The organism is Streptomyces sp. NPDC047117 (genome assembly GCF_040643545.1).
Taxonomy (GTDB): domain Bacteria; phylum Actinomycetota; class Actinomycetes; order Streptomycetales; family Streptomycetaceae; genus Streptomyces.
The window spans coordinates 14,573-40,088 of the sequence record NZ_JBEYUN010000021.1; the positions used below are offsets into that span (position 1 = coordinate 14,573).

General features: G+C 73.9%; 24 protein-coding genes and 1 pseudogene. 13 read left to right on the forward strand and 12 right to left on the reverse strand.

Translation table 11 applies throughout. The features are described 5' to 3' along the window. Positions 1 to 105: 105 nt before the first annotated feature. From ABZ840_RS31305 to ABZ840_RS31320, 4 genes and pseudogenes are all read right to left on the reverse strand, one after another. Entirely contained in the window at positions 106 to 1,134 is a 1,029-nt protein-coding gene (locus tag ABZ840_RS31305) for a TIGR04222 domain-containing membrane protein (protein WP_361565267.1), read from the reverse strand. A gap of 434 nt (positions 1,135 to 1,568) precedes the next feature. After that, a pseudogene (locus ABZ840_RS31310) lies at positions 1,569 to 2,829 on the reverse strand (DUF692 domain-containing protein); the annotation flags it as partial. Between the two features lie 336 nt (positions 2,830 to 3,165). Next, the gene (locus ABZ840_RS31315; protein WP_361565270.1) at positions 3,166 to 3,825 is read right to left on the reverse strand and encodes a LysE family translocator; all 660 of its coding nucleotides are present in this window, start codon (positions 3,823 to 3,825) and stop codon (positions 3,166 to 3,168) included. A gap of 88 nt (positions 3,826 to 3,913) precedes the next feature. Then, the gene (locus ABZ840_RS31320) at positions 3,914 to 4,552 is read right to left on the reverse strand and encodes a CoA pyrophosphatase (RefSeq protein ID WP_361565273.1); all 639 of its coding nucleotides are present in this window, start codon (positions 4,550 to 4,552) and stop codon (positions 3,914 to 3,916) included. Positions 4,553 to 4,739: 187 nt separating this feature from the next. On the opposite strand from ABZ840_RS31320, the gene ABZ840_RS31325 reads away from it, so the two are divergent. Beyond that, on the forward strand, positions 4,740 to 5,480 hold the full coding sequence (locus ABZ840_RS31325) for a nuclease-related domain-containing protein (RefSeq protein ID WP_361565276.1): 741 nt from the start codon (positions 4,740 to 4,742) through the stop codon (positions 5,478 to 5,480). Positions 5,481 to 5,604: 124 nt separating this feature from the next. Here the strand turns inward: ABZ840_RS31325 and ABZ840_RS31330 are convergent, their stop codons facing one another. After that, positions 5,605 to 6,351, reverse strand: coding sequence for a peptidyl-tRNA hydrolase (locus tag ABZ840_RS31330; RefSeq protein ID WP_361565531.1), 747 nt, complete (start codon positions 6,349 to 6,351; stop codon positions 5,605 to 5,607). Between the two features lie 152 nt (positions 6,352 to 6,503). Here ABZ840_RS31330 and ABZ840_RS31335 point away from each other — a divergent pair, with 152 nt between their 5' ends. The 4 genes from ABZ840_RS31335 to ABZ840_RS31350 are packed head-to-tail and all read left to right on the forward strand — an operon-like array spanning position 6,504 to position 9,112. Next, entirely contained in the window at positions 6,504 to 7,181 is a 678-nt protein-coding gene (locus ABZ840_RS31335; RefSeq protein ID WP_361565279.1) for an AIM24 family protein, read from the forward strand. A gap of 31 nt (positions 7,182 to 7,212) precedes the next feature. Beyond that, entirely contained in the window at positions 7,213 to 8,091 is an 879-nt protein-coding gene (locus ABZ840_RS31340; RefSeq protein ID WP_361565281.1) for an ATP-binding cassette domain-containing protein, read from the forward strand. Then, the gene (locus tag ABZ840_RS31345; protein WP_361565284.1) at positions 8,088 to 8,756 is read left to right on the forward strand and encodes an ABC transporter; all 669 of its coding nucleotides are present in this window, start codon (positions 8,088 to 8,090) and stop codon (positions 8,754 to 8,756) included. Before ABZ840_RS31340 ends, ABZ840_RS31345 begins: the two co-directional genes overlap by 4 nt. Positions 8,757 to 8,809: 53 nt before the next feature. Beyond that, positions 8,810 to 9,112 (forward strand): hypothetical protein, encoded by a 303-nt coding sequence (locus ABZ840_RS31350; protein WP_361565560.1) that lies wholly within the window; start codon positions 8,810 to 8,812, stop codon positions 9,110 to 9,112. A gap of 67 nt (positions 9,113 to 9,179) precedes the next feature. On the opposite strand, the gene ABZ840_RS31355 is transcribed toward ABZ840_RS31350, so the two are convergent. Together ABZ840_RS31355 and zapE are read right to left on the reverse strand one after the other, a co-directional pair. Next, positions 9,180 to 10,541, reverse strand: coding sequence for an alkaline phosphatase PhoX (locus ABZ840_RS31355; RefSeq protein WP_361565287.1), 1,362 nt, complete (start codon positions 10,539 to 10,541; stop codon positions 9,180 to 9,182). Between the two features lie 136 nt (positions 10,542 to 10,677). After that, the gene (gene zapE / locus ABZ840_RS31360) at positions 10,678 to 11,760 is read right to left on the reverse strand and encodes a cell division protein ZapE (RefSeq protein ID WP_361565534.1); all 1,083 of its coding nucleotides are present in this window, start codon (positions 11,758 to 11,760) and stop codon (positions 10,678 to 10,680) included. A 240-nt stretch (positions 11,761 to 12,000) separates the two neighbouring features. On the opposite strand from zapE, the gene ABZ840_RS31365 reads away from it, so the two are divergent. Continuing rightward, positions 12,001 to 12,753, forward strand: coding sequence for a pyrimidine reductase family protein (locus ABZ840_RS31365; protein ID WP_361565289.1), 753 nt, complete (start codon positions 12,001 to 12,003; stop codon positions 12,751 to 12,753). A 164-nt stretch (positions 12,754 to 12,917) separates the two neighbouring features. After that, positions 12,918 to 13,421 (forward strand): indole-3-glycerol phosphate synthase, encoded by a 504-nt coding sequence (locus ABZ840_RS31370; protein WP_361565292.1) that lies wholly within the window; start codon positions 12,918 to 12,920, stop codon positions 13,419 to 13,421. Between the two features lie 307 nt (positions 13,422 to 13,728). Here ABZ840_RS31370 and ABZ840_RS31375 read toward each other — a convergent pair whose 3' ends face one another. Both ABZ840_RS31375 and ABZ840_RS31380 read right to left on the reverse strand, forming a co-directional pair. Then, positions 13,729 to 14,409: an ABC transporter ATP-binding protein gene (locus ABZ840_RS31375; protein ID WP_361565295.1), complete on the reverse strand. Its 681-nt coding sequence runs from the start codon at positions 14,407 to 14,409 to the stop codon at positions 13,729 to 13,731. Between the two features lie 55 nt (positions 14,410 to 14,464). Next, on the reverse strand, positions 14,465 to 15,529 hold the full coding sequence (locus ABZ840_RS31380; RefSeq protein ID WP_361565298.1) for an FtsX-like permease family protein: 1,065 nt from the start codon (positions 15,527 to 15,529) through the stop codon (positions 14,465 to 14,467). A 315-nt stretch (positions 15,530 to 15,844) separates the two neighbouring features. On the opposite strand from ABZ840_RS31380, the gene ABZ840_RS31385 reads away from it, so the two are divergent. From ABZ840_RS31385 to msrB, 4 genes are all read left to right on the forward strand, one after another. Continuing rightward, a complete protein-coding gene (locus ABZ840_RS31385; protein ID WP_361565537.1) occupies positions 15,845 to 17,044 on the forward strand; it encodes a sensor histidine kinase in 1,200 nt (399 codons plus the stop codon). Then, positions 17,041 to 17,712 (forward strand): response regulator transcription factor, encoded by a 672-nt coding sequence (locus ABZ840_RS31390; RefSeq protein WP_361565301.1) that lies wholly within the window; start codon positions 17,041 to 17,043, stop codon positions 17,710 to 17,712. The genes ABZ840_RS31385 and ABZ840_RS31390 overlap by 4 nt, the downstream gene beginning before the upstream one ends. Positions 17,713 to 17,839: 127 nt before the next feature. Continuing rightward, positions 17,840 to 19,237 carry a UDP-N-acetylmuramate--L-alanine ligase gene (gene murC / locus ABZ840_RS31395; RefSeq protein ID WP_361565303.1) on the forward strand — a complete coding sequence of 466 codons (1,398 nt, stop codon included), beginning with the start codon at positions 17,840 to 17,842 and terminating at the stop codon, positions 19,235 to 19,237. Between the two features lie 42 nt (positions 19,238 to 19,279). Further along, positions 19,280 to 19,687, forward strand: coding sequence for a peptide-methionine (R)-S-oxide reductase MsrB (gene msrB, locus ABZ840_RS31400; protein WP_361565306.1), 408 nt, complete (start codon positions 19,280 to 19,282; stop codon positions 19,685 to 19,687). 138 nt (positions 19,688 to 19,825) lie between these two features. Here msrB and ABZ840_RS31405 read toward each other — a convergent pair whose 3' ends face one another. Continuing rightward, positions 19,826 to 20,842, reverse strand: coding sequence for a helix-turn-helix domain-containing protein (locus ABZ840_RS31405; RefSeq protein WP_361565310.1), 1,017 nt, complete (start codon positions 20,840 to 20,842; stop codon positions 19,826 to 19,828). A 149-nt stretch (positions 20,843 to 20,991) separates the two neighbouring features. Here ABZ840_RS31405 and ABZ840_RS31410 point away from each other — a divergent pair, with 149 nt between their 5' ends. Beyond that, positions 20,992 to 21,582 carry a cysteine hydrolase family protein gene (locus tag ABZ840_RS31410; RefSeq protein ID WP_361565313.1) on the forward strand — a complete coding sequence of 197 codons (591 nt, stop codon included), beginning with the start codon at positions 20,992 to 20,994 and terminating at the stop codon, positions 21,580 to 21,582. A gap of 36 nt (positions 21,583 to 21,618) precedes the next feature. Here ABZ840_RS31410 and ABZ840_RS31415 read toward each other — a convergent pair whose 3' ends face one another. Continuing rightward, the gene (locus ABZ840_RS31415; RefSeq protein WP_361565315.1) at positions 21,619 to 22,692 is read right to left on the reverse strand and encodes an ATP-dependent DNA ligase; all 1,074 of its coding nucleotides are present in this window, start codon (positions 22,690 to 22,692) and stop codon (positions 21,619 to 21,621) included. Between the two features lie 74 nt (positions 22,693 to 22,766). Between ABZ840_RS31415 and ligD the strand changes: the two genes are divergently transcribed. Then, a complete protein-coding gene (gene ligD / locus ABZ840_RS31420) occupies positions 22,767 to 23,867 on the forward strand; it encodes a non-homologous end-joining DNA ligase (protein ID WP_361565318.1) in 1,101 nt (366 codons plus the stop codon). A 26-nt stretch (positions 23,868 to 23,893) separates the two neighbouring features. On the opposite strand, the gene ABZ840_RS31425 is transcribed toward ligD, so the two are convergent. Then, positions 23,894 to 25,513: a PucR family transcriptional regulator ligand-binding domain-containing protein gene (locus ABZ840_RS31425; protein ID WP_361565540.1), complete on the reverse strand. Its 1,620-nt coding sequence runs from the start codon at positions 25,511 to 25,513 to the stop codon at positions 23,894 to 23,896. Between the last annotated feature and the right edge of the window lie 3 nt (positions 25,514 to 25,516).

Here is a 25,516-nt window from a genome sequence, read left to right on the forward strand (position 1 = left end):
TCCTGGGCCTTCTGGTCCTCCTGGGTCTTCTGGACCCCCCTGCGCTTCTGAGGCCGCGCTCTACGGGCCCCCTTCGGGGCGCTGCGGACGTCCCGCCCCGAAGGGTCAGTTGCTGGAGCCTCCGCAGGAGGAGTGGCCGCCGGAGCTGTGGCCGCCCGAGGAGTGGCCGCCCCCGCAGGAGGGGCCGCCGGTGCCTGAGGCGGAGCCGCCGCAGGAGGCGTTGCCGCAGCCCGTTCCGCCGCCGGAGGAGCCGCACCACAGGCCGCCGGTGTCACCGGCGCCGCTCCAGCCCGTTCCCGGCGACGACCCGTTGGCGGACATCGCGTTGGCCGCTGCGGGTCTGCGCGCCGCCCGCTGCGCCTCCAGCAGGTGCTCTCGCAGCGCCCGGTCGGTCAGCAGAGCCGCGCCCCCGACGGCCACGGCGAGCGCGGCGGGCAGGCCCGCCGGGCCGGCGGCGGCCGCCTTGTTGGCCGTACGGAAGCGCTTCAGGGCGCGCTTGCCGTCCTTCGTGATGCGACGGCGTACGGCATTCCGGCACAGCGTGCCGATGAAGATCCCCGCGAACACAGCGGGCGTCACCTTGAGTACGAACGGCATGTTCTGCGGGTACTGCGGAGCGCCGTCGTCCAGCGCACCCGTCACCGACTGGAAGATGCCGAGGAAGAAGACGCACATGCACGCGCCGATCTGCAGCCGGGCCAGCTGCCGCCACGGCCGGCCGGCCTCCGGGCGGCGCAGCAGGCCGCGGTCCGCCAGCCGGTCGCCGATCTGCTGGACGGCCCCGCTGCGCATGACTGTCGGGCGCAACCGCGCCAGGGCGCCGCCAGGCGTCCGCGCGAGCCCTTCCAGCACCGCGGACTCGACCGGGTCGTGGGAGACGGCGGGACGGCGCGCGGAGACCGTTCCCGGGCCGCCGATCGCCAGCCGGCCGTCGCTGTGCATCCCGGCGATCGCCGCGTCGGCGACCCGGCCGGGGCCGCCGGCGAGGAAAGCGTTCTCCCAGAGGTCGTGCGAGGGCACGTCGACGAGCACCGCCCGGGGGGACGGCGCGGCGCGGCGGGTGTGGACCGTACCGGCGATCAGCACCACCGAGGACGCGGCGACGGCCAGGTACACCAACTGCGCGAAGGACAACGTGATTACCTCCCACTCCGGGGTCTGTCGACATACTCCACCCGCGAGGCACCTTCCGGCACGTTCAGGGTCCCGCTCCGGCCGCCGCCCGCCGTGCCGTTCCCGCCTGCCGTGCCGTCCCCGGCCGGCCGCTCGTCCCCGAGTCGGGGCAGCAGGCCGGTCAGCGTGCGGGCCAGCCGGGTCAGCCGTGCCGCGGGACGGTCCGACGGCGGGGTGGGGCCCGCACGGTCGCGCCACCACTGTGTCAGCTGCCGCCGCGCCGTGGGATGCGCCGGGAGGCCGAGGGCGAGCAGATGGCCGGCGAAGTCCAGCGCGTCGCGCCGGTAGCCGCCGCGCATCGGCCGGCCCTGCGCGTAGTCCAGGAAGGCGGTGCGGTAGTCCGCTCCCAGTATGCCGGGCAGCTCCGGAGCGACCGCGGCGATCACGTCCGCCCGCTTGGCGGCCAGCGCGCGCCGCTGCACGGACAGCCGCTCGGCGTCGAACCCCGCCGGGTCGGCGCCGTCCGCCACCAGCGCGGCCAGCAGCTCCTCCTGTGCCGCGGCCAGCCGCCGCCGCGCCGCCTCGGTCCCTCGGGAGGCGAACGCGTCCCGGCCGGACGCCTTCCGGTCGGCCGCGTCCTGCTCGGACGCGCTTCGGGCGGCGGCGCCGTGGTCCGATGCGCTTCGGGTGGACGTGGTCCCCTCCGATACGCGCTGGTCGAGGGCGGAGTCGGGCGCGTTCTCCTCCCGTACGTGCCGGGCGCGAGTGTTCCGGCCGCCGGGCCGGCTGCCGGGCCGGGGGTCAGGCAGTCGCTCGGTCATGGGCACCGGCCTCCTTCACGACGCTTCGTACGGCAGCCAGCTCGGCGGCGAGTTCCGCCACGGGCGGGAAGTTCTCGTCGCGTTCGAGGAGCACGCCCTGTGGGGTGACGCGGGCGCACAGCTCGGCCAGCACGTCCAGGACGGGCTGCGTCACGGGGTGCGCGTGGCTGTCGTGCCACACCCCGTCCCGCTCGAAACCGCCCGCGACGTGGACGTACGCGATCGCCTCCACGGGCAGCGCGTCCAGGGCCGCCGCCGGGTCCTCGCCCCGGTTCACGTGGTTGGTGTGCAGGTTCGCCACGTCGATGAGGAGCCGCACACCGGTCCGCTCGACCAGTTCGGCGAGGAACTGCCCCTCGGTCAGCTCCTCGCCGGGCCAGTTGATCAGTGCCGCGATGTTCTCCACGGCGAGCGGGGCCGGCAGCGCCTCCTGTGCGATGCGTACGTTCTCGCACAGCACGTCGAGCGCGTCGTACGTACGGGGCACGGGCAGCAGGTGCCCCGCCTCCATGCGCGGCCCGCCGGTCAGCTCGCCGCCGGCCCGCACGAAGGCGATGTGCTCGGTGACGAGGGGCGCGGCGAGCGCTTCGGCGCGCTCGGCCAGCGCGGCCAGCCGGCCGGCGTCCGGCCGCTCGGCGCCGCCCAGCCCGAGGGAGACGCCGTGCGGGACCACGGTGGTGCCGCGGGCCCGCAGGGCTTCGAGGGCGGGCGGGAGGTGGCCCGGGCAGATGTTCTCCGCGACGACCTCGACCCAGTCGATCCCGGGCAGTGCGGCGATCCCGTCGGCGATCTCGGGCCGCCACCCGATGCCGGTGCCGAGCCGGTATCCGGGTTCCGGTCCGGTGCGCCGCTCCCGGCGGCTCTCCGCGTGCCCGGTTCGCCCTGGCTGCTCCATCGCTCCCCCTCCGCTCCGACTCCCGGGTGCTTCCGTACTCATCACCCCTCTGAGGAGGACGAACCGTCGGTCCGCCGAGTTCAGAGCCGGATCTGAGCTTTTCCCCGCCTTTGCACGCCGTACGAATACGCGCGTGGCGCGGCGTGTGTGTGCCCGCCTCTCGCGGCACACGTATACCTGCCTCCTGCGGCACACGAAGGCGCGTCGTCCGCGGGGCACGGAGGCTCGCTTTCCGCGGCGTCCGGAGACGTGTGCCTTGAGGCGCCCGGAGACGTGTGCCCTGTGGCGTCCGGAGACGTCTCGCTCACGGCGTACGGACGTACGGCTCGCCTCCCGTCAGCGGGTGGTCTCCACGGCCACCGCGGCGCCGAGTCCGAAGAGGACCGTCCCGGTGAGCTGTTCGAGGCGGCGGCGGACCCGCGGGCGGCGGAAGACGGCCCGCGCGCGGTGGACGGCGAGCGTGACCGCGCCGAGCCAGACCACGCCCAGGACGGCATGGACGGCGACCAGCAGCAGGGTGGTCGCCACGACCGGCGCTCCGTGCGGGATGAACTGCGGCAGCAGCGACATGTACACCACGCCGACCTTCGGGTTCAGCACGTTCGTCAGCAGGCCGGTGCGGAAAGCGCGCCACGGGGTCTGCGGCCCGGCGGCCTCGGTCCCGTCCTGCACGGTCCCCGCGGCGCCCTCCCCGGAGGACGTCCGGGCCGAGCGTCGCGCGCTGCGCAGCGCCTGGAAGCCGAGCCACATCAGGTACGCGGCCCCCGCGATCCGCAGCGCGTCGTACGCGACCCGGGACGCCGACAGCATCGCCGTGAGCCCGACCGCGCCCGCGAGTCCCCACACGAAGCAGCCGGCCGCTATGCCGAGGGCGCTGCACAGTGCGGCGCGCCGCCCCGAGCCGAGTGCCGTACGCAGCACGATCGCGAAGTCCGGGCCGGGGGAGACGGTCAGCAGCGCGGCGACGACCGTGAAGCCGAGGAGTGAGGTGAGCACGTAAGAGACGGTACGTGGCCCGTGGTGCCCGCCTGCCGCGGGGCGCCCGCCCCGAAGAGGCAGCGGTCGCCGCCCACCGCACGGCGGCTCACCGCCAGGTGAACTCCGGCTGGGCCACCGTGTCGACCCGCGTCGCGCGCCCGAGGAGGGCCACTTCGCGGAACTGCCACAGCAGTGCGCCGGTCGGCGCGTGGATCACCATCCCCGCACGCAACGGCATCTGCAGCAGCGGCCCGCCGTCCGGAGCCGTCGCCCACCGCGGCAGGTCCGGCTTCATCAGCCGCCGCAGCAGTACGTGGTGCAGCGACTGCACCTCCTTCAGGTCGGGGCGCGGCTGCACAGGGCCCCGGGGGACGACGACCAGCGGCGTGATCACGAAGCCGGACTCGGTACGGAAGTCGTCCAGCAGTCCGGCGACCTCCTCCGGGCCGGCCTCTACGCCGGTCTCCTCGGCCAGTTCCCGGAGCGCCGCCTCCTGTGCCGACTCGGCCTCGTCCAGGCGGCCGCCCGGGAGCGCCCACTGCCCGGCGTTGCGGCCGCGCGGCGCTCGCTTGATCACCAGGACGTGCGGCTCGTCGCGGAACGGGACCACGGTGAGGCATACGGCGGCGCTCCGCACGCCTTCCGGTACGGGTACCTCGCGTCGCTCGAACGCCGCCAGATTGGTGCGCAGCGCGGCTTCGAGCCGGGACGGATCCGCGAGGTCCGCTTCCTTCAACGTCGACATCGGCATCATCACGATGTACCACGCGCGGACGCCCGTTCCCACCCCTCTGCGGACGTTGCCGGCCCCCCTTCTGCGTAGCTTCACTCGCTCTTGCCCACGCCGTACGCGGCTGGTCCCATGGGTGAGGGGCGGGTCCCGCAGGGCGGCGGTCTCCCGCCGGAGGCGAGTCCCGCAAGGGGTGATGTCCGTGAAGCCGACACCGGACGACCCCGAACGGCACTTCCGGCCACGCGCCCCGGACCGGCTCTTCCTGCCGCGCGACCCCGACCGGCTGTTCCTCCCGCCGGACGACGACCTCGCGCCGAACCGCCCGGGGGAGACGCTGCGCACCTTCCTCGCCGAACACCCGCTCGACGGGCCTGCCCTCCTTGGGGCCAGGCTCCTCGGCCGCCGCCCCGTGCAGGACGACTGGCGGCGCCGGCTCGCCGCGGAGAGCGCCGTGGGTGCGGAGCTGGAGCGGCTGGGCCGCGGCGGCTGGCACGTACTGCACTCCCTGCCGCTGCCGCCCGGGAGCGAGATCAGCCACCTCCTCATCGGGCCGGGCGGCGTCTTCTGCCTCGCCACGGAGGCGGTGCGCGGCGCGCGGGTACGGGCCGACGCCACCGACGTGCGCCCGGGGTACGGGCGACGCCCGCAGCCGTACGTGCGCCGAACCCGGCAGCGTGCCGTGCGCGCGACGTACGCGCTGACCCGTGGCTGCGGCTTCCCCGTGCCCGTCCACCCCGTACTCGTGCTCGTCGGCCCTCGCTACATCGAACAGCTGCCGGAGGAGCGGGAGACGGGCGCGCACTGCGAGCCGGAGGTGCGCCTGGTGGCCGGCGCGCAGGCGGTCGTGGCCCTCGGCACGCTCGGCGGCGTACTGGCCCCGGCGGTCGTCGACCGCATCCACACCGTCGCCCGCAACCGCCGCACGTGGAACGGCCTCTGAGCGCCCAGCGGGCCACCTCTGGACGACCGCCGGACGCAGCGCTCGACGGTTCCGCGGCTGCCCACCTCGGTCCCGCCCCGGCGCCGGGTGCTACCGCAGCGCCGGCCGGCCGGCGATCATCCTGCTACCGAAGCGCCGGATGATCCGCGACCACCGTGCAGGAGCCCGGGGCGATCTCTGTGAAGCCCGCGTCGCGGACGACGGGAAGGTCGCTGCGGGTCAGCTCCGCCCAGTGGTCCGGGGCCGCCGTACGGACGGCCAGCGGGAAGCCGGCCGTGCGCCAGGCCGTCCGCTCGGCCTCGGGCAGCGCCCACCACGCGAGCTGCGCGCCGTGTCCCGCCTGGGCCATCGCCTTGCCCGCCGACATCTCCAGATCCGGGCTCAGCCACAGCACCGGGCCGTCCGGATCGGGCGCGGCCGGCGGCTCCGGATCGTCCAGCTCGGTCCCCGAGACCTGGAGCTTGGCCAGCTCCTTGGGCCAGCCGTCCAGCGGCACCGGCGGGAAGACCCGCACCTCGGCGGAGCCGCCGTCGACCGTGATGCCCGGCAGCGCCGCGGCGCGGCGCCACTCGGCGCCCCGTGCCCGCCGCACGACCTTGCGGATCCGCGCGTCCTGCCAGTCCCGCACGGCCGCGGCCCACTCGCCCTCGCCGAGCGAGCGCTCGTCCGAGAGCAGCACGAGAACCGCACGCGCGGCCGTCTCCAGCGCGTCCGTACGCGCCGGCGGTGCGGCCTTCTCCAGGCGGACGACCAGCGGCAGCACGAACTGCGGTGCCGCGTCGCGGTCGGTCTCCGCGCGGCGCGGAGCGGCGGACGGCGGCGGCCCGCTGTCCGCCGCGGCCGGTGTGCCCGGGGCGTCGGCGCTGCTCACGGTGGTGTCGGTGCTGCTCAGGGGAGTCTCGGTGTTGCTCACGGATTCAGTCTGCCAGCCGCCACCGACATTCCCCCGGCGAGGCGGCCGGAGCCCGCCGCCCGCCCGGCCGCTGTTGGCGGAGGGGAACGTTCCGGGCGATCATCCTCCTCATGCAGAGCGAACTCTTCTCGTCCGAGCATTTGGTCACGCAGGCCAGTGCCCCCGGTATGACGCTGCAGAACGCCAAGTCCATCAAGTACGCGGTGGACGGCGAGTGCTACGCGCGCCAGGGCTCCATGGTCGCCTTCCGCGGCAACCTCCAGTTCGAGAAGCAGGGCCAGGGGGTGGGCAAGTTCCTCAAGCGTGCGGTCACCGGCGAGGGGCTGGCCCTGATGGCCGTGCGCGGTCAGGGGGAGGTGTGGTTCGCGCACGAGGCGCAGAACTGCTTCATCGTGGACCTCGCCCCCGGCGACAGCATCACGCTCAACGGGCGCAACATCCTGTGCTTCGACTCCACGCTGTCCTACGAGATAAAGGTCGTGAAGGGCGCCGGCATGACCGGCGGCGGGCTCTTCAACTCCGTGTTCACCGGCCACGGCCAGCTCGGCGTGATGTGCGAGGGCAACCCGATCGTCATCCCCGTCAGCCCGCAGTTGCCGGTCCACGTCGACACGGACGCGGTGGTCGGCTGGAGCGCCGCCCTGACGACCTCGCTGCACCGCTCGCAGAGCGTCGGGTCGATGATCCGCGGCGGCTCGGGGGAGGCCGTACAGCTGCGTCTCGACGGCGAGGGCTTCGTGATCGTGCGCCCGAGCGAGGCCAAGCCCGCAGCGGCCTCGAACGGCTGAGGAACGAGCGCCGGCACGGAGGCGGATCCGCATGAAGCTGCACAAGGTGGGGCGGCGGTACGGGCTGCGCGGCCCCTGGGTGCTGCGCGACGTCGACCTCGAAGTGCCGCGCGCCGCGCTGCTGCGCTTCGAGGGCACGAACGGCAGCGGCAAGTCGACGCTGCTGCGCCTGTTCGCCGGCATCGACGTGCCCAGTACGGGCCGTGTCACGGGACGCCCGCGCACCGCGTACGTACCGGAGCGCTTCCCCGCCGCGCTGCCCTTCACCGCCCTCGGATACCTCAGCCACCTCGGGCGCGTCCACGGGCTGCACGGTGCCGAGCCGGCCCGCCGGGCCACGGAGTGGCTGGAGCGCTTCGGGGCGGCCGGCCACGCCCGTACGCCGCTCGCGGAGCTCTCCAAGGGCACCAGCCAGAAGGTCGCCGTGGCCCAGGCGCTGCTCGCCGAGCCCGAACTGCTCGTCCTGGACGAGGCGTGGACCGGCCTGGACCGCACGGCGCGCGGCATGCTCGACCGCGCGGTGGCCGAGCGCGTCGCGGCAGGTGGGACCGTCGTCTTCGTCGATCACGACCCGGCGCGCCTGGCCGGTGCAGCGGACGCGTCCTATCGGGTCGTGGACGCGCGCCTGCGGCCCCAGGAGACGGCCACGCGCACGGTGGGCGCCGCGCCGGGTCCGCGTGTGACCGTCGTGGCGCAGGGACCGCCCGGCGCCGTACCGCCCGAGAGCCTCCCGGGGACGCCCGTCACCGCACCCGGCCCGGACGGCACGACCCGGTTCACCGTGCATGCCGCGCACTCCGACACGCTGCTGCAGGCCCTGCTGACGGCCCGCCCGCCCTGGCACATCCACGCCGTGACCCCCGAAGAAGCCCGTACCGACCGGACCGCACCGAGGCCTGAATCCCCGTGATCCCGCTGCTCCGCTACCACTTCGCGCTGCTCATCGGTTCGCACCGCTGGCTGCCGCCCGCCGTCCTGTACGCCGCGTACGTGGCGATCGGCATCCGGGCCGGCGACCCGGTGCTCGACGGGTTCGGGTACGTCGCGGCACCTCTGCTGCCCGTGGCCGCGTGGCTGGTGCGGGCCGGCGTGACCGCCGAGCCGCCCGCCGCCCGGGCCTGTGCCGCGGCGGCCGTCGGCCCCGGCCGCGCGCACCTGGCGGCGGTGTCCGTCGCCGCGCTGGCCGCGGCGGCGCTCGGGGCGCTCGGTACGGCCTTCACCGCGCTGGTCTCCGATCCGCACAGCGCCGACCACCGCGTCGCCGTACCGATGGGTCCCGCGACCCTCGCCGGGGCGCTCACGGCCCTGTGCTGCGTCCTGTTGGGCACGGCCGTCGGGGCGCTGGCCAACCGGCCGGTGGTGCGCAGCCCCGGCTGGGCGATCCCCACGGGCGCGCTGGCCGCCCTGCTGTTGCTCGTCGCCGCGGGATCGCCCGCGAACGCCGCGGTCAGCGGCCTGGTGACCGGCTCGCCGCGCGGCACGGTCACGGTGCCCTGGCTGCCGCTGGGCATCGCCGCACTGATCGCGGCGGCGGCCGTGGCCGGGGCCTGCGCCCTCAGCTCCCGGCGCACCTGAGCCGCGCCTGAGCCGCGCCGGGAGGGCCGGGCACAGGGCTTAGGCTCGGGACCATGCCGACCGACAGCCAGCGCCCGGGCCCCGAAGACGCACCGTCCGCGGGCCCCGGCGAGGAGACCCCCGATGCGTCTCGGGCGGAGACGTCCGGTGCTTCCCGAAAGAAGGCACCCGCCGCGGCCCATGAGGAGGCACCCGCCGCCTCCCATGAAGAGGCACCTGCCGCGGCCCACGAGGAGCCGTTCGCTGAGTGCGTTCTGTGCCGGGCGCCCACCGAGTACCCGGAGTCCACGCGGGGCATCGTCCTGTGCCCGCGCTGCGAGTGGCAGGAGGCCCAGCGCACCGCCTGCTCGGGCTAGCGGACAGGCGGTACGCGGGTCACTCCGGGCGCACGGTGGCCGGGGCCGGAGCGGCCCCGTCAGCGCGTCAGAACGGCCCCGTCACCGCGAACGTCGTCCCCGGCGTGTAGCAGTTCACGTACATCGTGCGCCCGTCCGGCGCGAAGGTGACGCCGGCGAACTCGCCCCACTCCGGCTTCTCGGGCGTCCCGATGTTCTGCCGGCCGCGCGCCATCGGGTACACCGAGCCCTTCCTCGTCACGCCGAAGACGTGCTGGGCGCCCTCGCCGTCCTCGCACACCATCAGGCCGCCGCTGGGCGCGAGGCAGATGTTGTCCGGGGACTCGCCGGGCAGTTGAAGGTCCGCGTCGGGCCCGAAGACGACCACCAGCGTCAGCCGCCGCGCCTTCGGGTCGTACCGCCACACCTGCCCGTAGTGGTCGGCGGCCGAGCCCTCGTCGCGGTGCGCGAAGCTGGACACGAAGTACACGCTGGAGCCGCCCCAGTAACAGCCCTCCAGCTTCTGGGCGTGCGTGATGCCCTTGCGCCCGAAGTCCTGGAAGCGGATGGCGGTCTGCTTGGCCAGCGGGTCCGGGACGTCCACCCACTCGATGCGGTCGAACGTCGCGCCCGTCTCCTGGATGGCGGAGAGGTCCTTCACCCCCGGAACGCGCATGGCCTGCAGCCGGCCGCCCGCGCGCAGTGAACCGATGCCGCCCATCGGCTTGTTCGGGTGGAAGCGGTAGAAGAGCCCGAACGGCTTCTCGAAGGCGTCCTCGGTCTCGTAGACCGTGCCGTCCCGCGGATCGATGGCTATCGCCTCGTGCTGGAAGCGGCCCATGTCCTCAAGAGGCACGGCCCCGGTGCGGCGCGGGTCGTACGGGTCGACCTCGAAGATGAAGCCGTGGTCCTTGGTGTATCCCTCCTCGCCCGCCTTGTACTCGGTCTCCTCGCAGGTCAGCCAGGTCTTCCACGGGGTGGGCCCGCCCGCGCAGTTGGTGGAGGTGCCGGCGATGGCGACCCGTTCGGAGACCACCTCGTTGTGCGCGTCGACCTCGATGGCGGTGCAGCCGCCCTCGCCCATGGGGTCGTACGTGATGCCGTCCACGGTGGGCACGGCGGCACGCGACTTGCGGCGGTTCTCGTGGTTCCGCACGAGGTGCGTGTGGCCGCGGCGGCCGCGGAAGGCGGCCATGCCGTCGCAGTTGCTCGGCACCTTGCCCTCTCCGGAGAGCAGCGGGTCGCCCTCCCGTGAGAGCACCTTGTAGCGGAAGCCCTTGGGGAGGTCGAGCAGGCCGTTCGGGTCGGGTACCAGCGGTCCGTAACCGCCGCGGCCCATGCCCTGGGCGCTGGCGGTGCCGGCGAAGATCTCCGGGACGGCGCCGGAGAAGACGATCCCCGCTCCCACCGCGCCGGTTCTTGCGAGCATCTGACGTCGTGTTGCGGACATGAGGCAACTCCCTGCTGGCGGACAGGTGATGACCGCATGTGTGTACCACGCCACACGTCCGCCGGGAACCACGCGCGTAGAAGTGCCCTGGGGAGCCCTGACCGGGCCTCCGGCGCCCTCGCGGGGGCGCCGGGCCCTACTTCTCCGTCAGCTGCTTGGCGTCCCGCGCCAGCGCCGTCAGACGCGATATCGCGCGGAAGTACTTCTTGCGGTAGCCGCCCTTGAGCATCTCCTCGCTGAACAGCTCGTCGAACGGCTTGCCGGACGCCAGCACCGGGACCTCCCGGTCGTAGAGCCGGTCGGCCAGCACGACCAGCCGCAGCGCCGTGGACTGGTCCGGCACCGCCTGCACGTCCGTGAGGCAGACCGCCCGGATGCCGTCGCACATGGCGCCGTACCGGCTCGGATGCACCTTCGAGAGGTGGTCCAGCAGTGCGGGGAAGTCGTCGAGCGAGGCGCCGGGCGTCGCATACGCGACACGGGTGACGGTCTGGTCGTCGAACGGCGCGGGCGCCTCGGGTAGTCCGCGGTGACGGTAGTCCTGGCCATCGATGCGCAGCGGGCGGAAGTGCGCGCTCAGCCCCTGGATCTCGCGCAGGAAGTCGGCGGCGGCGAAGCGGCCCTCACCGAGCTTGCCGGGCAGGGTGTTCGAGGTGGCGGCCAGCGCCACGCCGTGCTCGACCAGCTTGGCGAGCAGGGAGGAGACCAGCACCGTGTCGCCCGGGTCGTCCAGTTCGAACTCGTCGATGCACAGCAGGCGGTGCCCGCTGAGGGTGCGGACCGTCTCCTGGAAGCCGAGCGCGCCGACCAGGTTGGTCAGCTCCACGAAGGTGCCGAACGCCTTGAGCTCCGGTGGGGCCGCCGTCGCGTGCCACAGGGAGGCCAGCAGGTGGGTCTTGCCGACGCCGTAGCCGCCGTCCAGGTAGACGCCGCGCGGCCCCTTGGGCGCCTCGGGCTTCTTCGAGAACCAGCGCCGCTTGCCCCCCGAAGGGCTCGCGGCGCCCCCGATGCTCGCCGCGAAGGAGCTGAGCACCTGTACCGCCTCGGCCTGGCTGGGCTGTGCCGGGTCCGGGATGTACGTCTCGAAGCGCGCGCTCTGGAAGCGCGGCGGCGGCACCATCTCCGCGACCAGCCGGTCGGCGGGGACGTGCGGGGCGCGCGCGGTGAGCGCGGCCGGAGCCGCGTCGTCCGAAGGGCCGGCGGCGGCCTGGCCGGTTATCGGAGCGGGCTGCGAGGGCGACGAGGGGTTCGAAGGTGACACAACGCTCCAGGGTAGTCGCTGCGGGGCAGCGACCGGGCCGCTGAGCGAGACATGTCACACGGCCTTCTCCGTGCCACACTGCGGCCTATGCGACGTCTGTTCCCTTCTTCAGCCCAGCCCGCGCCGTCCGGAAATGTTTCGCCCGAAGGAGCTGCCCGAGCGGTGGTGTCATCGCCGCCTGCGGGGTACCGGGAGTGGATGGACGACCGGGAATGGACGCTGGACGAGCTGGCGGAGGCCTACGCGTATCCGGAGGAGACGCGGGCGGGGGCGCAGGGCTCGGCGGCACACGGATGGCTGCGCGCCAACATGGTGTCCTCCGTGGACGGCGCCGCGCACCACGAAGGCCGCTCCCAGCCGCTCTCCAGCGACGCCGACATGCGCATCTTCGGAGTGCTGCGAGGACTGGCCGACGCGGTGGTGGTCGGCGCGGAGACGGTGCGCCAGGAGGGGTATCGGCCGGCGAAGGCGCGGGAGGCCTTCGCGGCGCGCCGGGCCGCGGCCGGACAGGGGCCGGCCCCGGCGATCGCCGTGGTGACCGCGAGCCTGGACCTGGACTTCTCGCTGCCGCTCTTCACGCAGTCGCTGGCGCCCACGGTGCTGCTGACCGGTGCCGGCGCCGACGCCGACCGGGTGCGGGAGGCGCGCGCCGCCGGCGCGGAGGTGATCTTCGTCGGGGAGGGCGCGGCGGTGGACCCCGCGCGGGTGACCGGCGCGCTCGCGGACCGGGGGCTCACCCGGCTGCTCACGGAGGGCGGGCCGCGGCTGCTCGGCCAGTTCGCCGCGGCGGGCGCGCTGGACGAGCTGTGTCTGTCGCTGGCGCCGCTGGTGGTGGCGGGGGACGCGCCGCGGATCATGAACGCGCCCGGCCTGGCGGTACCCGAACGGTTCCGGCTGGCTTCCGTGCTGGAGGAGGCCGGCTTCCTGTTCACTCGCTACCGCCGGCCGTGAACCGTTTCACCCGGCGTCCTCGGCGATCGGCGGAATTTCCCGTTCCGCTTAGCTTCCATTGGGCACACTAAAGGACAAAGGTCCCGCCCCGTGGCGGGGCAGGATGGTTTCTGTCGGGCCGTTCCCCGGGGCGGCCCATGAAGCGGAGAAGAAGGGCACGCGTCGTGTTCACGAGCGTATTGATGATCGAGAAGCCTCTGGCGCCCGCGGACGTGGAGTTCGTGACCACGCTGCACGGCGACGACGAGGTCTCCTTCGTCGTCCTCATGCAGCCGCGCGGCGAGCAGGACGTCTTGCTGCGGGCCATCGACGACGTCGCCCTCGGCGAGTTCGACGAGGCGGTGCGGGAGGGTGACGAGCCCGAGGGCGAGGAGGCGGAGCCGCCCGCTGAGCGGGCCTTGTCGTACACCCTGCAGCAGCTGCGGAACGCGGGCGCTGAGGCCATTGGGCAGGTGGTCGAGGACCACCCGCTGGACCTGCTGCGGTCGGTCGTCGACCAGACGGGGGCCGACGAGGTGATCGTGCTGACCGCGCCGCACTTCGTGGAGGAGTTCTTCCACCGTGACTGGGCCTCGCGGGCTCGGCACAAGGTCGGGGTGCCTGTGCTGAAGCTGTTTTCCCATGCGGGGGAGCCGGCGGGGGAGCGGGATTCGCCGGCCGGGGGCTGACGCCCTGTGACGCCGGTGGGCGCGTGGTGCCCGCCGTTGCCGGGCGCGGCGCCGTTTCGCCTGCGGCGGGCCGGGCCGCTGCGCGGGGCTTGACGCCACGGTGCCGCTGCGCGGGGCTTGACGCCACGGTGCCGCTGCGCGGGGCTTGACGTCACGGTGCCGCTGCGCGGGGCTTGACGTCACGGTGCCGCTGCGCGGCAGGGGGTCCGGACTGCTTCGCTTTACGTCCGGACCCCCTACCGCTCCGGCCCGTCCCCTCCCGTCGGTGGGGGTGGGAAGACAAGCGCCATCGGGGTGCTGTTCGTTGTCAGGTGTGCGTTGGTGCTTTGAGTCGGCCGTCCTGGACCGTCACTACCGTGTCCGCCGAATTCAGGTGTGTGGGGTCGTGGGTGACCAGGACCGTGGCTGTGGCGCGTTCGTGGGTGAGGGTGGTCAGCAGTTCCAGTACGGCTGCGCCGCGTTCCCGGTCCAGGGCGCTGGTGGGCTCGTCCACCAGGAGGACCGACGGGTCGTTCATGAGGGCCCTCGCGATGTTGACGCGTTGGCGTTGGCCGCCCGAGAGCTGGTGGGGGCGGCGGTCGGCGTGGTCCGCCAGGCCCACCGCGGCCAGCAGCTCACGCGCTCGTGACACCGCCCTGCGGGGTGACCGGCCGGCCACGTGGGCCATTGCCTGGAGCTGTTCGGCCGCGGTCAGTGAGGGCAGCAGGTTGGGCTGCTGGAAGACCGTGCCGATCTTGTCGCGGCGGAGTGCGGTCAGCCGGGCGCGGCTCATCCCGGTGGTGGCCACGCCGTCGATGGTGACGGTGCCGCGGTCCGGGGTGATCAGGGTGGCGGCCACCGCCAGCAGGCTGGACTTGCCGGACCCCGAAGGGCCGATGACGGCGGTCGTCGAGCCGGCCGGTACGTGGAGGGACACCGCGTCCAGTGCGGTCAGCCGGGCGTCGCCGTCGGGGTAGGTGAGGGTGACGTCGGTCAGGGTGAGGGTCATCGGGCGCTCCACGGGGTGTTCGGGGCGGTGCGGGGGCCGGAGTGAGGGTGGAGCGTCACCGGGCGCTCCCGAGGGCCGTCAGAGGGTCCACGGAGGTGATGCGGCGGACAGCCAGGGCCGCGCCGGCCGCGCCCAGCGTGATCATGACCAGTGCCGGTACGAGCACGGTGGCCGGTTCCAGGACGAAGGGCACGGTGCCGCCGACCGCCGCGCCCACTCCGGCGGCGAGTGCGGTGCCCAGCCCCGTACCGAGGGCCAGCAGGACGATTGCCTGTCCGAGCGCGTCCTTGAGGAGGTAACGGGTCGAGGCGCCGAGCGCCTTCAGTACGGCGACGTCGCCGCTGCGCTGGATCGTCCACACGGTGAAGAACGCGCCGATGACCAGCGCCGAGATGGCGAAGAGGAAGCCGCGCATCAGTTGGAGCGAGCCGTTCTCGGCGGTGTAGGAGCCGATGGCCCGGAGGGAGTCGGCGGTGCTCACCGTGCTGGTGCCGAGGTGCCGGTCGGCCGCCGTCAGGTCGGCGGCGTCCCGGGTGGTCAGGGCGAGGACGGTCGAGCCTCCTGCGTTGCCGCTCACCCGCTGCCAGTCGGTGAGGGAGAGCCATGCGACGGGGGTGTGGCTGTACATCGCTTCGCCCGCCACGGCGGCCACCTGCAGCCGCTGTCCGGCCAGGGTGAACCGGTCGCCCTTCTGTACGCCCAGTTCCTCCGCGGCCTGGTGGGAGAGCACTGCCTTGCCGGAGGCGACCTGCTGTGCCTCAGGGGTGGACCGGGGGTGGATTCCGAAGGCGGACAGTGCGGCGCTTCGTGTGCCGGACTCGGCCTTCGTGGTGGCGATGCCCAGCGGATCGGCCCGCTCCACCCCGGGTACGGCGGCCCAGCGCTCGGCGGTCTTCGTGCTGATGTGCGAGTCGGTGAACGACACGTCGTCGTCCCCGGCGGGGGCGGAGAAGACGAGATGGTCGGCGGGCAGGTGGGTGATGGCCGAGGTGTTCTCCCGGCCGAGGCCGGCCGTCAGGCCGGACAGCAGTCCCACCAGCACGGTGATCAGCACGATGACGGTCCCCATCAGGGCGAACCGGCCCTTGGCGAACCTCAGGTCTCTCCAGGCGACGAACACGGCCCTCGGACGTCCTTTGCGTACGGTGCCGGGCCCGGTGCCCGGCGGCTGCCCCCAATCTCGCCGGGGCGGGGTGCGCCGGGCATCGCGCCGCGGAGGGCTTCCCGCGGATCGAAAGAGAGCGGGATCGGTCAATCTTTCGGTTGATGCCGGAAGGGTGGGCTCCGCCTAGCCTTGAGGAGCGCCCTGCCTCGAGGAGGCGGACCGGCGCCCCGTAGGAGCGCGCCCGTACGAGTACGTGAAGACCGGAATGAGCACGTGAACCCGCACTCCCTCACCCCCGTCCTCCGTGTGCTGCGTCTCTGCCTGCACCTGATGGTCGCCGCGCTGCTGGCGCTCGCCGCGGGCCGCGCGGCCGCCGCGCACGCGCCCGACGCGGCGGCCGTCATCGGGGCGGCGGTCGTGCTGGCCCTCGTGTACGCGCTCGGGCCCGTCCTCCCGAAGGTCTCCGCCGCGCCCGCTGCCGCCGCCCTCTGGCTCGCCGCCGTACTGGCCGTCTGGGCGACCCTGGTCCTGCTCACCCCGGACGGCGTGTGGCTCGCCTTCCCGCTCTTCTTCGTGCAGCTCCACCTGCTGCCCCTGAAGTGGGCACTGCCGGTCGTCGCGGTCACCACCGCCGTGGCCGTCGGGGGCTTCGGGTGGCACGCCGGCACGCTCACCGTCGGCACGGTCATCGGGCCCGCCCTCGGCGCGGCCGTCGCGGTCGCCGTCGTCCTCGGCTACCAGGCGCTGTACCGGGAGAGCGAGCAGCGGCGCCGCCTCATCGAGGAGCTGACCGAGGCCCGCAACGACCTGGCCGCCGCCGAACGCACCGCGGGGGTCCTGGCCGAGCGCGAACGGCTCGCGCGCGAGATCCACGACACCCTCGCCCAGGGCCTGTCCAGCATCCAGCTGCTCCTGCGCGCCGCGGAACGCTCCCTGCCCGAACGCCCCGGGGACGCCCTCGGCCACGTACGGCACGCCCGCGAGGCCGCTGTCGACAACCTCGCGGAGGCCCGCCGCTTCGTCCGAGCCCTGAGCCCGCCCGGCCTGGAACACGGCTCGCTGCCCGCCGCCCTGGAGCGGCTGTGCGACACCACCGCACGCGCCTCCGGACTGGCCGTGCACTGCCATGTGTCCGGTACGCCCACGGGCCTGCCCACCGCCCAGGAGGTCGCCCTGCTCCGCATCGCCCAGTCGGCGCTGGCCAACACGGTGCGGCACGCCGCGGCACAACGGGCGGAGCTGACGCTCAGCTACATGGACACCGAGGTCGCCCTCGACGTTGTGGACGACGGCACCGGCTTCCTGCCCGATACGGTCCCGGCCCCCGGTACGGACACCGAGGGCGCCGGCTTCGGCCTCGCCGCGATGCGCGCCCGTGCGCGGGCCCTGCACGGCACCTTCGTGGTCGAATCGGCGCCGGGGGAGGGCACGGCCGTCGCGGTCACCCTGCCCCTCGCGCACCCGCCCGGCGCCGCCCCGCCGGAACCGCCCACTGCCCCGACCGACCCCTCCGAACAGGCCCGCACGTGACCGACACCCCGCGCACCGGCAGCCCCGCCGCCCCGGAAGGCGGCCGTATCCGCCTCCTCCTGGCCGACGACCACCCCGTGGTGCGCGCCGGGCTGCGGGCCGTACTGGAGACGGAACCGGACTTCGAGGTGGTCGCCGACGTTCCCACCGCCGAGGAGTCCGTGGCGCTCGCGGCCACGCTCGGCGTCGACGTGGTCCTCATGGACCTCCAGTTCGCGGGCGAGATGCGCGGCCCGCAGGCCACCGCTGAGATCACCGCCCAGGAGGGCGCGCCCCGGGTCCTGGTGCTCACCACGTACGACACGGACGCCGACATCCTCGCCGCCATCGAGGCGGGCGCCACCGGCTACCTCCTCAAGGACGCGCCGCCCGAGGAACTGGCCGCCGCGGTCCGTACGGCGGCGGCGGGGAAGTCCGCGCTCGCGCCGGCCGTCGCGCTGCGTCTCATGGACCGCATGCGCACCCCAGCGGCCGCGCTCTCGCGCCGCGAGACGGAGGTGCTGCAGCTGGTCGCCGACGGCCTGTCCAACGCGCGGATCAGCAAGCGGCTCTTTCTCAGCCAGGCGACCGTGAAGTCCCACCTCGTGCACATTTACACCAAGCTCGGGGTCGACTCCCGCACGTCCGCGGTGGCGGCGGCGACGGCGCAGGGGCTCATCCGGCGCTGATCCGCGCCGCGTGGCGGGGGCCGACCGGCCGTGGCCGGGTTTGTCGGTGCGGGGTGCGAGAATCGAGCCCGACCGACAAGCCGGCCGGCGACCGCCGGCCGACCACACCGACCAGGGAGACGTCACGATGGCACCCGGCATCCCCGCCGCGATGGACCGACCGCACTTCATCGGCATCGGCGGCGCCGGCATGTCCGGCATCGCGAAGATCCTGGCGCAGCGCGGCGCCGCCGTCGCGGGCAGCGACGCCCGGGAGTCGGCGACCGTCCTGGCCCTGCGCGAGGCCGGCGCCACGGTCCACATCGGCCACGCGGCCGAGCATCTCGCCGCGGACGCCACCAGCGTCGTCGTCTCCTCCGCCATCCGCGCGGACAACCCCGAGCTGGCCGCGGCGGCCGAGCGCGGCATCCCCGTCGTGCACCGCTCGGACGCCCTCGCGGCCCTGATGGACGGCGCCCGCCCCATCGCCGTCGCCGGCACGCACGGCAAGACGACCACCACCTCCATGCTGGCCGTCGCCCTCACCACCCTGGGCCTGTCCCCGTCGTACGCGATCGGCGGCGACCTGGACGCTCCCGGCTCCAACGCCGAGCACGGCAGTGGCGAGATCTTCGTGGCCGAGGCCGACGAGTCGGACCGCAGCTTCCACAAGTACGCCCCGGAAGTCGCGATCATCCTCAACGTGGAGTTGGACCACCACGCCAACTACGCCTCGATGGACGAGATCTACGAGTCCTTCGAGACCTTCGTCGGCAGGGTGCGCCCCGGCGGCACCCTCGTGATCTCCGCCGACCACCCCGGCGCCCGCGAGCTGACCTCCCGCATCCGCGACCGCGCCGATCTGACGGTCGTCACGTACGGCGAGGCCGAGGACGCCGACGTACGCGTCTTCAAGATCAACCAGCGTGGGCTGACCAGCGAGGTCTCCGTCACCCTCGCGAACGGCAAGGTCCTCACCTTCACCGTCTCGGTGCCCGGCCGGCACTACGCCCTCAACGCCGTCGCGGCCCTCGCCGCCGGCGCCGCGCTCGGCCTCCCGCCGCACAACCTGGCGTCCGCGCTCGGCAGCTACACCGGCGTCAAGCGCCGCCTCCAGCTCAAGGGCGAGGCCAAGGGCGTCCAGGTCATCGACTCGTACGCGCACCACCCCACCGAGATGACCGCCGACCTGGAGGCGATCCGGGGCGCCGCCGCCGGCTCCCGCGTCCTCGTCGTCTTCCAGCCGCATCTCTTCTCCCGCACCCAGGAGCTGGGCCGGGAGATGGGCCAGGCGCTGGCGCTGGCCGACGCCTCCGTGGTCCTGGACATCTACCCGGCCCGCGAGGACCCGATCCCCGGCGTGACCAGCGACATGATCGTCAAGGCCGCCGAGGCGGCCGGCGCGACGGTGGCCGCCGAGCACGACAAGGGCGCGATCCCCGAGGTCGTCGCCGGAATGGCGGGCCCCGGTGACCTTGTTCTGACCATGGGCGCGGGTGACGTGACGGAGCTGGGACCCGAGATCCTGGCCCGCCTCGACGCCTGAGGCGGCCCCACCGGACACCCACCGGCCCGAAGGAGCGAGAGCATGGCCTACGAGATCGACAAGCCCGACGAGCAGTGGCGCGCCGAGCTGAGCCCCGCGGAGTACCACGTGCTGCGCGAGGCCGGCACGGAGCCCGCCTTCGTCGGCGAGTACACCGACACCGAGACGTCCGGCGTCTACTCCTGCCGGGCCTGCGGCGCGGAGCTCTTCCGGTCGGACACGAAGTTCGCCAGCCACTGCGGCTGGCCGTCCTTCTACGACCCGAAGGACTCCGACGCCGTCGAGCTGCTGGAGGACCGCTCCCACGGCATGGTCCGTACGGAGGTCCGCTGCGCCCGCTGCGGCTCCCACCTCGGCCACGTCTTCGAGGGCGAGGGCTACGACACCCCCACGGACCAGCGCTACTGCATCAACTCCATCTCGCTGCGGCTGGCCGCCGACGAGGGCTGAGCCCGGCGGGCCGGCGAGCGCCACGGGCCCGGTACGTCACTGCAGTACGTAAGTGAGCGACGAGGCCCTGCCCAGGAGGCGGGGCCTCGCTCGCGTGCGCCGGGCGCGCGAGCGGACCGGTGAGCCGTACGGCGCGCCTCATCGCGCGGCGAAGCGGAAGCCGTTGCGGTACTCCGTCGGCGTGGTGGCCAACTGGCGGCGGAAGGCCCGGATGAGGGTGTCGACGGTGCCGAAGCCGCAGGTCCCGGCGATGCGTTCGAGGGTGTCGTCGGTCGACTCCAGCCGGTTGCGCGCGAGTTCGACGCGGGCGGACTCGATGTACGCGGCCGGTGTCATGCCGAGGTCGGCCTTGAAGATGCGCGACAGCTGGCGTTCGGAGACGTGCGCGTACGCGGCCAGGTCGGCGAGGCCGAGCGGCCCGGACAGGTTGCGGCTGATGTAGTGCCGCAGCTCCTCGATCCGGCGGGTGGGGGAGACGGGTTCGAGGGGTACGGAGAACTGGCTCTGTCCGCCGGGGCGCTTGAGGTACATCACGAGCTGGCGGGCCACGCGCAGCGCCGCGGCCTCGCCGAAGTCCTCGGCGACCAGGGCCAGGGACAGGTCGAGGCAGGAGCTGATGCCCGCGCCGGTCCACACGGCGCCGTCGCGGATGAAGATCGGGTCGGCGTCCACGGTGACGGCCGGATGGTCGGCGGCGAGCTGGCGGGCGGTCGACCAGTGCGTGGTCGCGCGCTTCCCGTCGAGCAGGCCGGCGGCGGCCAGGATGTGGGCGCCGACGCACACGGAGGCGACGCGGCGCGCGGTGCCGGCGAGCTGCTCGACGCGGGCGGTGACGGCCGGTTCCGCCAGGGCGGTCACGCGCCGGCCGGCGTCGACGCGTACGGAGCCGGGTACCAGGAGTGTGTCGATGCTCCGGCCGGTCACCTCGTCGAACGTGATGTCGGGCAGGACCCGCACCCCGGCGGCGGTGGTGACCGGCTCGGCGGTCTCGGCGGCCAGCAGCACCTCATAGCCGGTACCGGTGTCGGTGTCGGGATCCGTATCGGTGCCGATCTCGCGCCGCAGCAGGGCGAACACCTCCGGCGGCCCGGTGATGTCCAGCAGGTCGACGCCGTCGAAGACGACGATGACGACGAGTCGTTCAGGTGCGGGCACCCATCCCCCTCATGTGTGGGAACTGCTGCATGTCCGGATCTGCAAGTTGCATGACATTGCAGACATCGGCGAGCGGATCGTAGCGTCGAACACGTCGGCGCCGCCAGGCGACCGGCACCCCAACACCCCGCCTGAGAAGGGCTTTTCCCATGGCTACGACGACGCTGCGGCAGCTCAACGGATTCGACGAGGCCCCGGCCTCCCTCGCCGACGCCACGCTGATCATGGTCGACTTCCAGCGCACCTACACCCGGGGCGTGCTGGAGCTGTCCGGCTGGCGCGCGGCGCTGGACGCCGCCGCGGCGCTGCTGGCGCGGGCGCGCGAGGCGGGGACGCCGGTCGTCCACGTCGCCCACGACGGCGGCCCCGGCACCCCGTACGACATCCGCGCGGAGATCGGCTCCCTCCACCCCGCCGTGGCACCGGCCGACGGCGAGCCGGTCGTGGTGAAGCGCGCGCCGAACGCGTTCCACGACACCGACCTCCAGCAGAAGGTCGAGGCCACCGGCCGCAAGAACGTGATCATCGCGGGCTTCATGACGCACATGTGCGTCACCTTCACTGCCGAGGGCGCGTTCCTGCGCGGCTACGCGCCCACGGTCGTCGCCGACGCCTGTGCCACGCGGCCCCTGACGGGCGCCGGTAACGACCTGTCCGCCGAGCAGGTCCACCACAGCGCGCTCGCCACGATCGGAGGCCTCTACGGCGTCGTCGTCGCCAAGGGCGCCGACCTGGCGTAGCGCCCGGCGCGACGGCCGCGGGGCCTGCCGCGCGGCTCACTTCACCGTGCGGGTCAGCACCTTCCCCAGGTCGTACCGCACCGGCTCCTCCAGCTGTGCGTACGTGCAGCTCTCCGGCGTACGGTCCGGCCGCCAGCGGCGGAACTGGGCGGTGTGCCGGAAGCGCTGCCCGTTCTCCATGTGGTCGTACGCGACCTCCAGGACGCGCTCCGGGCGCAGCGGCACCCACGACAGGTCCTTCTTGCCGCTCCAGCGGCTGGGCGCGCCGGGCATCCGCGCGGACTCGTGCGCCTCCTCGTTCGCCCAGTCGGCCCAGGGGTGGCCCGCCGCCGACGTCATGCGCAGCGGCTCCAGCTCCGTCACCAGCTCCTCGCGCCGCTTCATGGAGAACGCGGCGCACACCCCTACGTGTTGCAGCGTCCCGGCCGCGTCGTGGAGGCCCAGCAGCAGTGAGCCGACGACCGGGCCGCTCTTGTGGTAGCGAAAGCCGGCCAGCACGCAGTCCGCCGTGCGTTCGTGCTTGACCTTGACCATGACCCGCTCGTCGGGCCGGTACGGCATGTCCAGCGGCTTGGCGATCACGCCGTCCAGCCCGGCGCCCTCGTACTGCGTGAACCACTCGGCGGCGACGTCGCGGTCCGTGGTGGCGGGCGCGAGGTGTACGGGGGCCTCGGCGCCCCGCAGCGCTTCGGTGAGCCGCGTTCGCCGCTCCTTCTGGGGCGTGCTCAGCAGCGCTTCGTTGTCCAGCGCCAGCAGGTCGAACGCCACGAAGCCGGCCGGGGTGCGCTCGGCGAGCAGGTCCACCCGGGACTTGGCGGGGTGGATGCGTTCGGTGAGCGCGTCGAAGTCCAGCCGGTCGCCGCGCGCGATCACGATCTCCCCGTCGAGGACGCAGCGCGCGGGGAGATTGGCGCGCAGCGCCTCGACCAGTTCGGGGAAGTAACGGGTGAGGGTCTTGCCGGTACGGCTGCCGAGCTCGACCTCGTCGCCGTCCCGGTAGACGATGGCCCGGAACCCGTCCCATTTGGCCTCGTACTGCATGCCGGGCGGGATCTTCGCCGCCGGCTTCGCCAGCATCGGCTTCACGGGCGGCATCACCGGGAGATCCATGTCTCGATTGTGCGTGTACGTCCCTTGTGCCGCCCGGCGAGCGCCCCCGGCCGCGCGCCCTTACCGTGGCGGTCATGGGCGGTGCAGGCGGTACCGGAGGCGCGCAGGGCGCCGGAGCTGTGCGCGGGGCCACGGGTGCGGGCGGCGCCAAGAGTGCGGGCGGTGCTGCGGGCGGCGCCAAGAGCGCGGCGACGGAGATCGAGGCCGGCGGCCGTACCGTACGGCTGTCGCACCCGGACAAGGTGTACTTCCCGGAGCGCGGCTTCACGAAGCTGGACGTGGCGCAGTACTACCTGGCCGTCGGCGACGGCATCATCCGTGCGCTGCGCGACCGGCCGACGACCCTGGAGCGGTACCCGGACGGGGTCACCGGTGAATCGTTCTTCCAGAAGCGTGCCCCGAAGAACAAGCCCGACTGGCTCCCGACCGCCCACATCACCTTCCCCAGCGGCCGGTCCGCCGACGAGATCTGCCCCACCGAGGTCGCCGCCGTGCTCTGGGCGGCCAACCTCGGCTGCCTGACCTTCCACCCCTGGCCGGTCCGCCGCGACCGGCCCGACCACCCCGACGAGCTGCGCATCGACCTCGACCCGCAGCCCGGCACCGACTACCAGGACGCCGTACGGGCCGCCCACGAGCTGCACGCGCTCCTGGACGAACTGGGGCTGCGCGGCTGGCCGAAGACCTCCGGGGGCCGCGGCATGCACGTCTACGTACCGATCGAGCCGCGCTGGACCTTCACCGAGGTGCGGCGCGCGGCCATCACCCTAGGCCGCGAGCTGTCCCGCCGGATGCCGGACCGGGTCACCACGGCCTGGTGGAAGGAGGAGCGCGGCACCCGCGTCTTCGTCGACTACAACCAGATGGCACGGGACCGCACCATCGCCTCCGCCTACTCGGTCCGCCCGCGGCCGCGGGCCACCGTGTCCGCGCCGCTGACCTGGGACGAGCTGGACGACGCCGAGCCGTTCGACTTCGACCTGGGCACGATGCCGGCGCGGTACGCGGAACGGGGCGACGTGCACGCCGACATGGCCGACCACGCCTTCGGGCTGGAGCGCGTCTTCGAACTCGCCGAGCGCGACGCCGACCTCGGCGACCTGCCCTATCCGCCCGACCACCCGAAGATGCCGGGCGAGCCCACCCGCGTCCAGCCGAGCCGCGCCCGGCACTGACGGGGGCGCCGGCGTGCGTCCCGGCGCTACACCCGTCCCCCGCGCCGGATACGCGTCGCCAGCCACAGGTCGAAGCGGTCGTCGGCGTCGTCCAGGCGGCGGCCGGTGAGGGACATGGCCTTGTCGAGGCGGTTGCGGACGGTGTGCCGGTGGACGCCCAGCCGACGGCTGGTGGTGTCCCAGGAGCCGCCGGACTCCAGCCAGGCGGCCAGCGTCGCGATCAGCTCCTCGCCGCTGTCCGTGAGGTCGAGGGGGCCGAGGACGGCGTCCGCGTAGCCGAGGAGGGTGCGCCGGTCGCCCAGCTCCAGGAGCAGCCGGCTGGCCTGGCTCTCCCTGGCCTCGACAGGCTCGCCCGCGGCCCGGCTCAGGCCCAGCAGCCCGGCGGCCTGCCGCAGGGACGTCCGGACGGCCTCCGGGGCCGTCAGCGGGCCGAGGCCGGCCGGGCAGCCCGGGGCGAAGCGGCCGAGGACGTCCCGTACGTCCAGCTCCGCGCCGACCACCGCCTCGACGAGGCCGTCCTCCGTGACCCGCACCAGCCCGCCCGGTACGGCGAGGGCGAGATCGGCGGCCGACTCCTGGGCGGTCTCTCGTGAGGCCTCGAACACCACGCCACGTACGCGGTCGGCGGCGAGCCCCACGGAGGCGAGGATGTCCCGCGCACGGCCCGCGGCCCGCTCCTGGCCGGCCTCCGGCTCGGCGAGCAGTTCGGCGAGGAGCGCGGAGCGACGGCGCCGCTCGGGCTCGTCCATGAGGTGGCGGCGCTCCAGCTCCAGGGAGAGGAGCGAGACCAGGCCGGGCACGACGGCGCGGGCGGCGGCGTCGGGGCCGCCGCTGAGGAGGAGCAGGCCGCGCAGCCGGCGGGCGCCCAGCGGCTGCACCTCCAGTTGCAGCCCGCCGGCCGTACTGGCGGCGCTGCCGCGCAGCCCCCGGGAGGCCACCCGGTCGATGAGGTCGCGGGCGTCGTCCACCACGGGGGCGGCGTCCGGCCCGCCCGAGGCGAGCAGCCGGCCCATGGGGTCGAGGACCGCGGCGCCGACCCCGGTGGCGGCCGTCCACTCCTCCAGCATCGGGCGCAGCCCGTTGTCGGTGGCCGCCGCGGTCAGCCGTCGCTGGGTGGCGAAGGCCCGCTGGAGAACCTGCCGCTCCTCGTGGGCGCGCGCCTCGAAGACCGCCTTCGTGACGGCGATGAACGGCACCTCGTCCGGAACGGTGAGCAGCGGCAGCCCGGCCTCCTGCGCCGCGTCCACCAGGGGCTGCGGCGCCGCCTGGTACGGCAGGCCGTGCCCGAGTCCGAGCGCCAGGGCCGCGGCCCCGCCGGCCGCCGCGTCGGCGACGTACGCCCGGCAGTCGGCGGGCTCCATCGGGAGCAGCAGGCCGATGGTCATCAGCAGCTCGCCGCCCTGCAGCCACTCCCCGGGATGCAGCAGGTCGGAGACGGTGGCGGCCTCGATCGTGCGGTCCAGCAGCCCGGGGGCCGGGTCGCCCGTGACCGAGAGGTTCAGGTCGGCACGGGCCAGGAGGTCGGTGAGGTACAGCGGCATAGACATAGTGTCCATCACATATCTATCGGATGGACGATCGGGCGATCGAAGCGGCTCCGAACGGGCCCGTAGGTTCACACCACCGTGCTCGGACCCGGGCCGCATCAC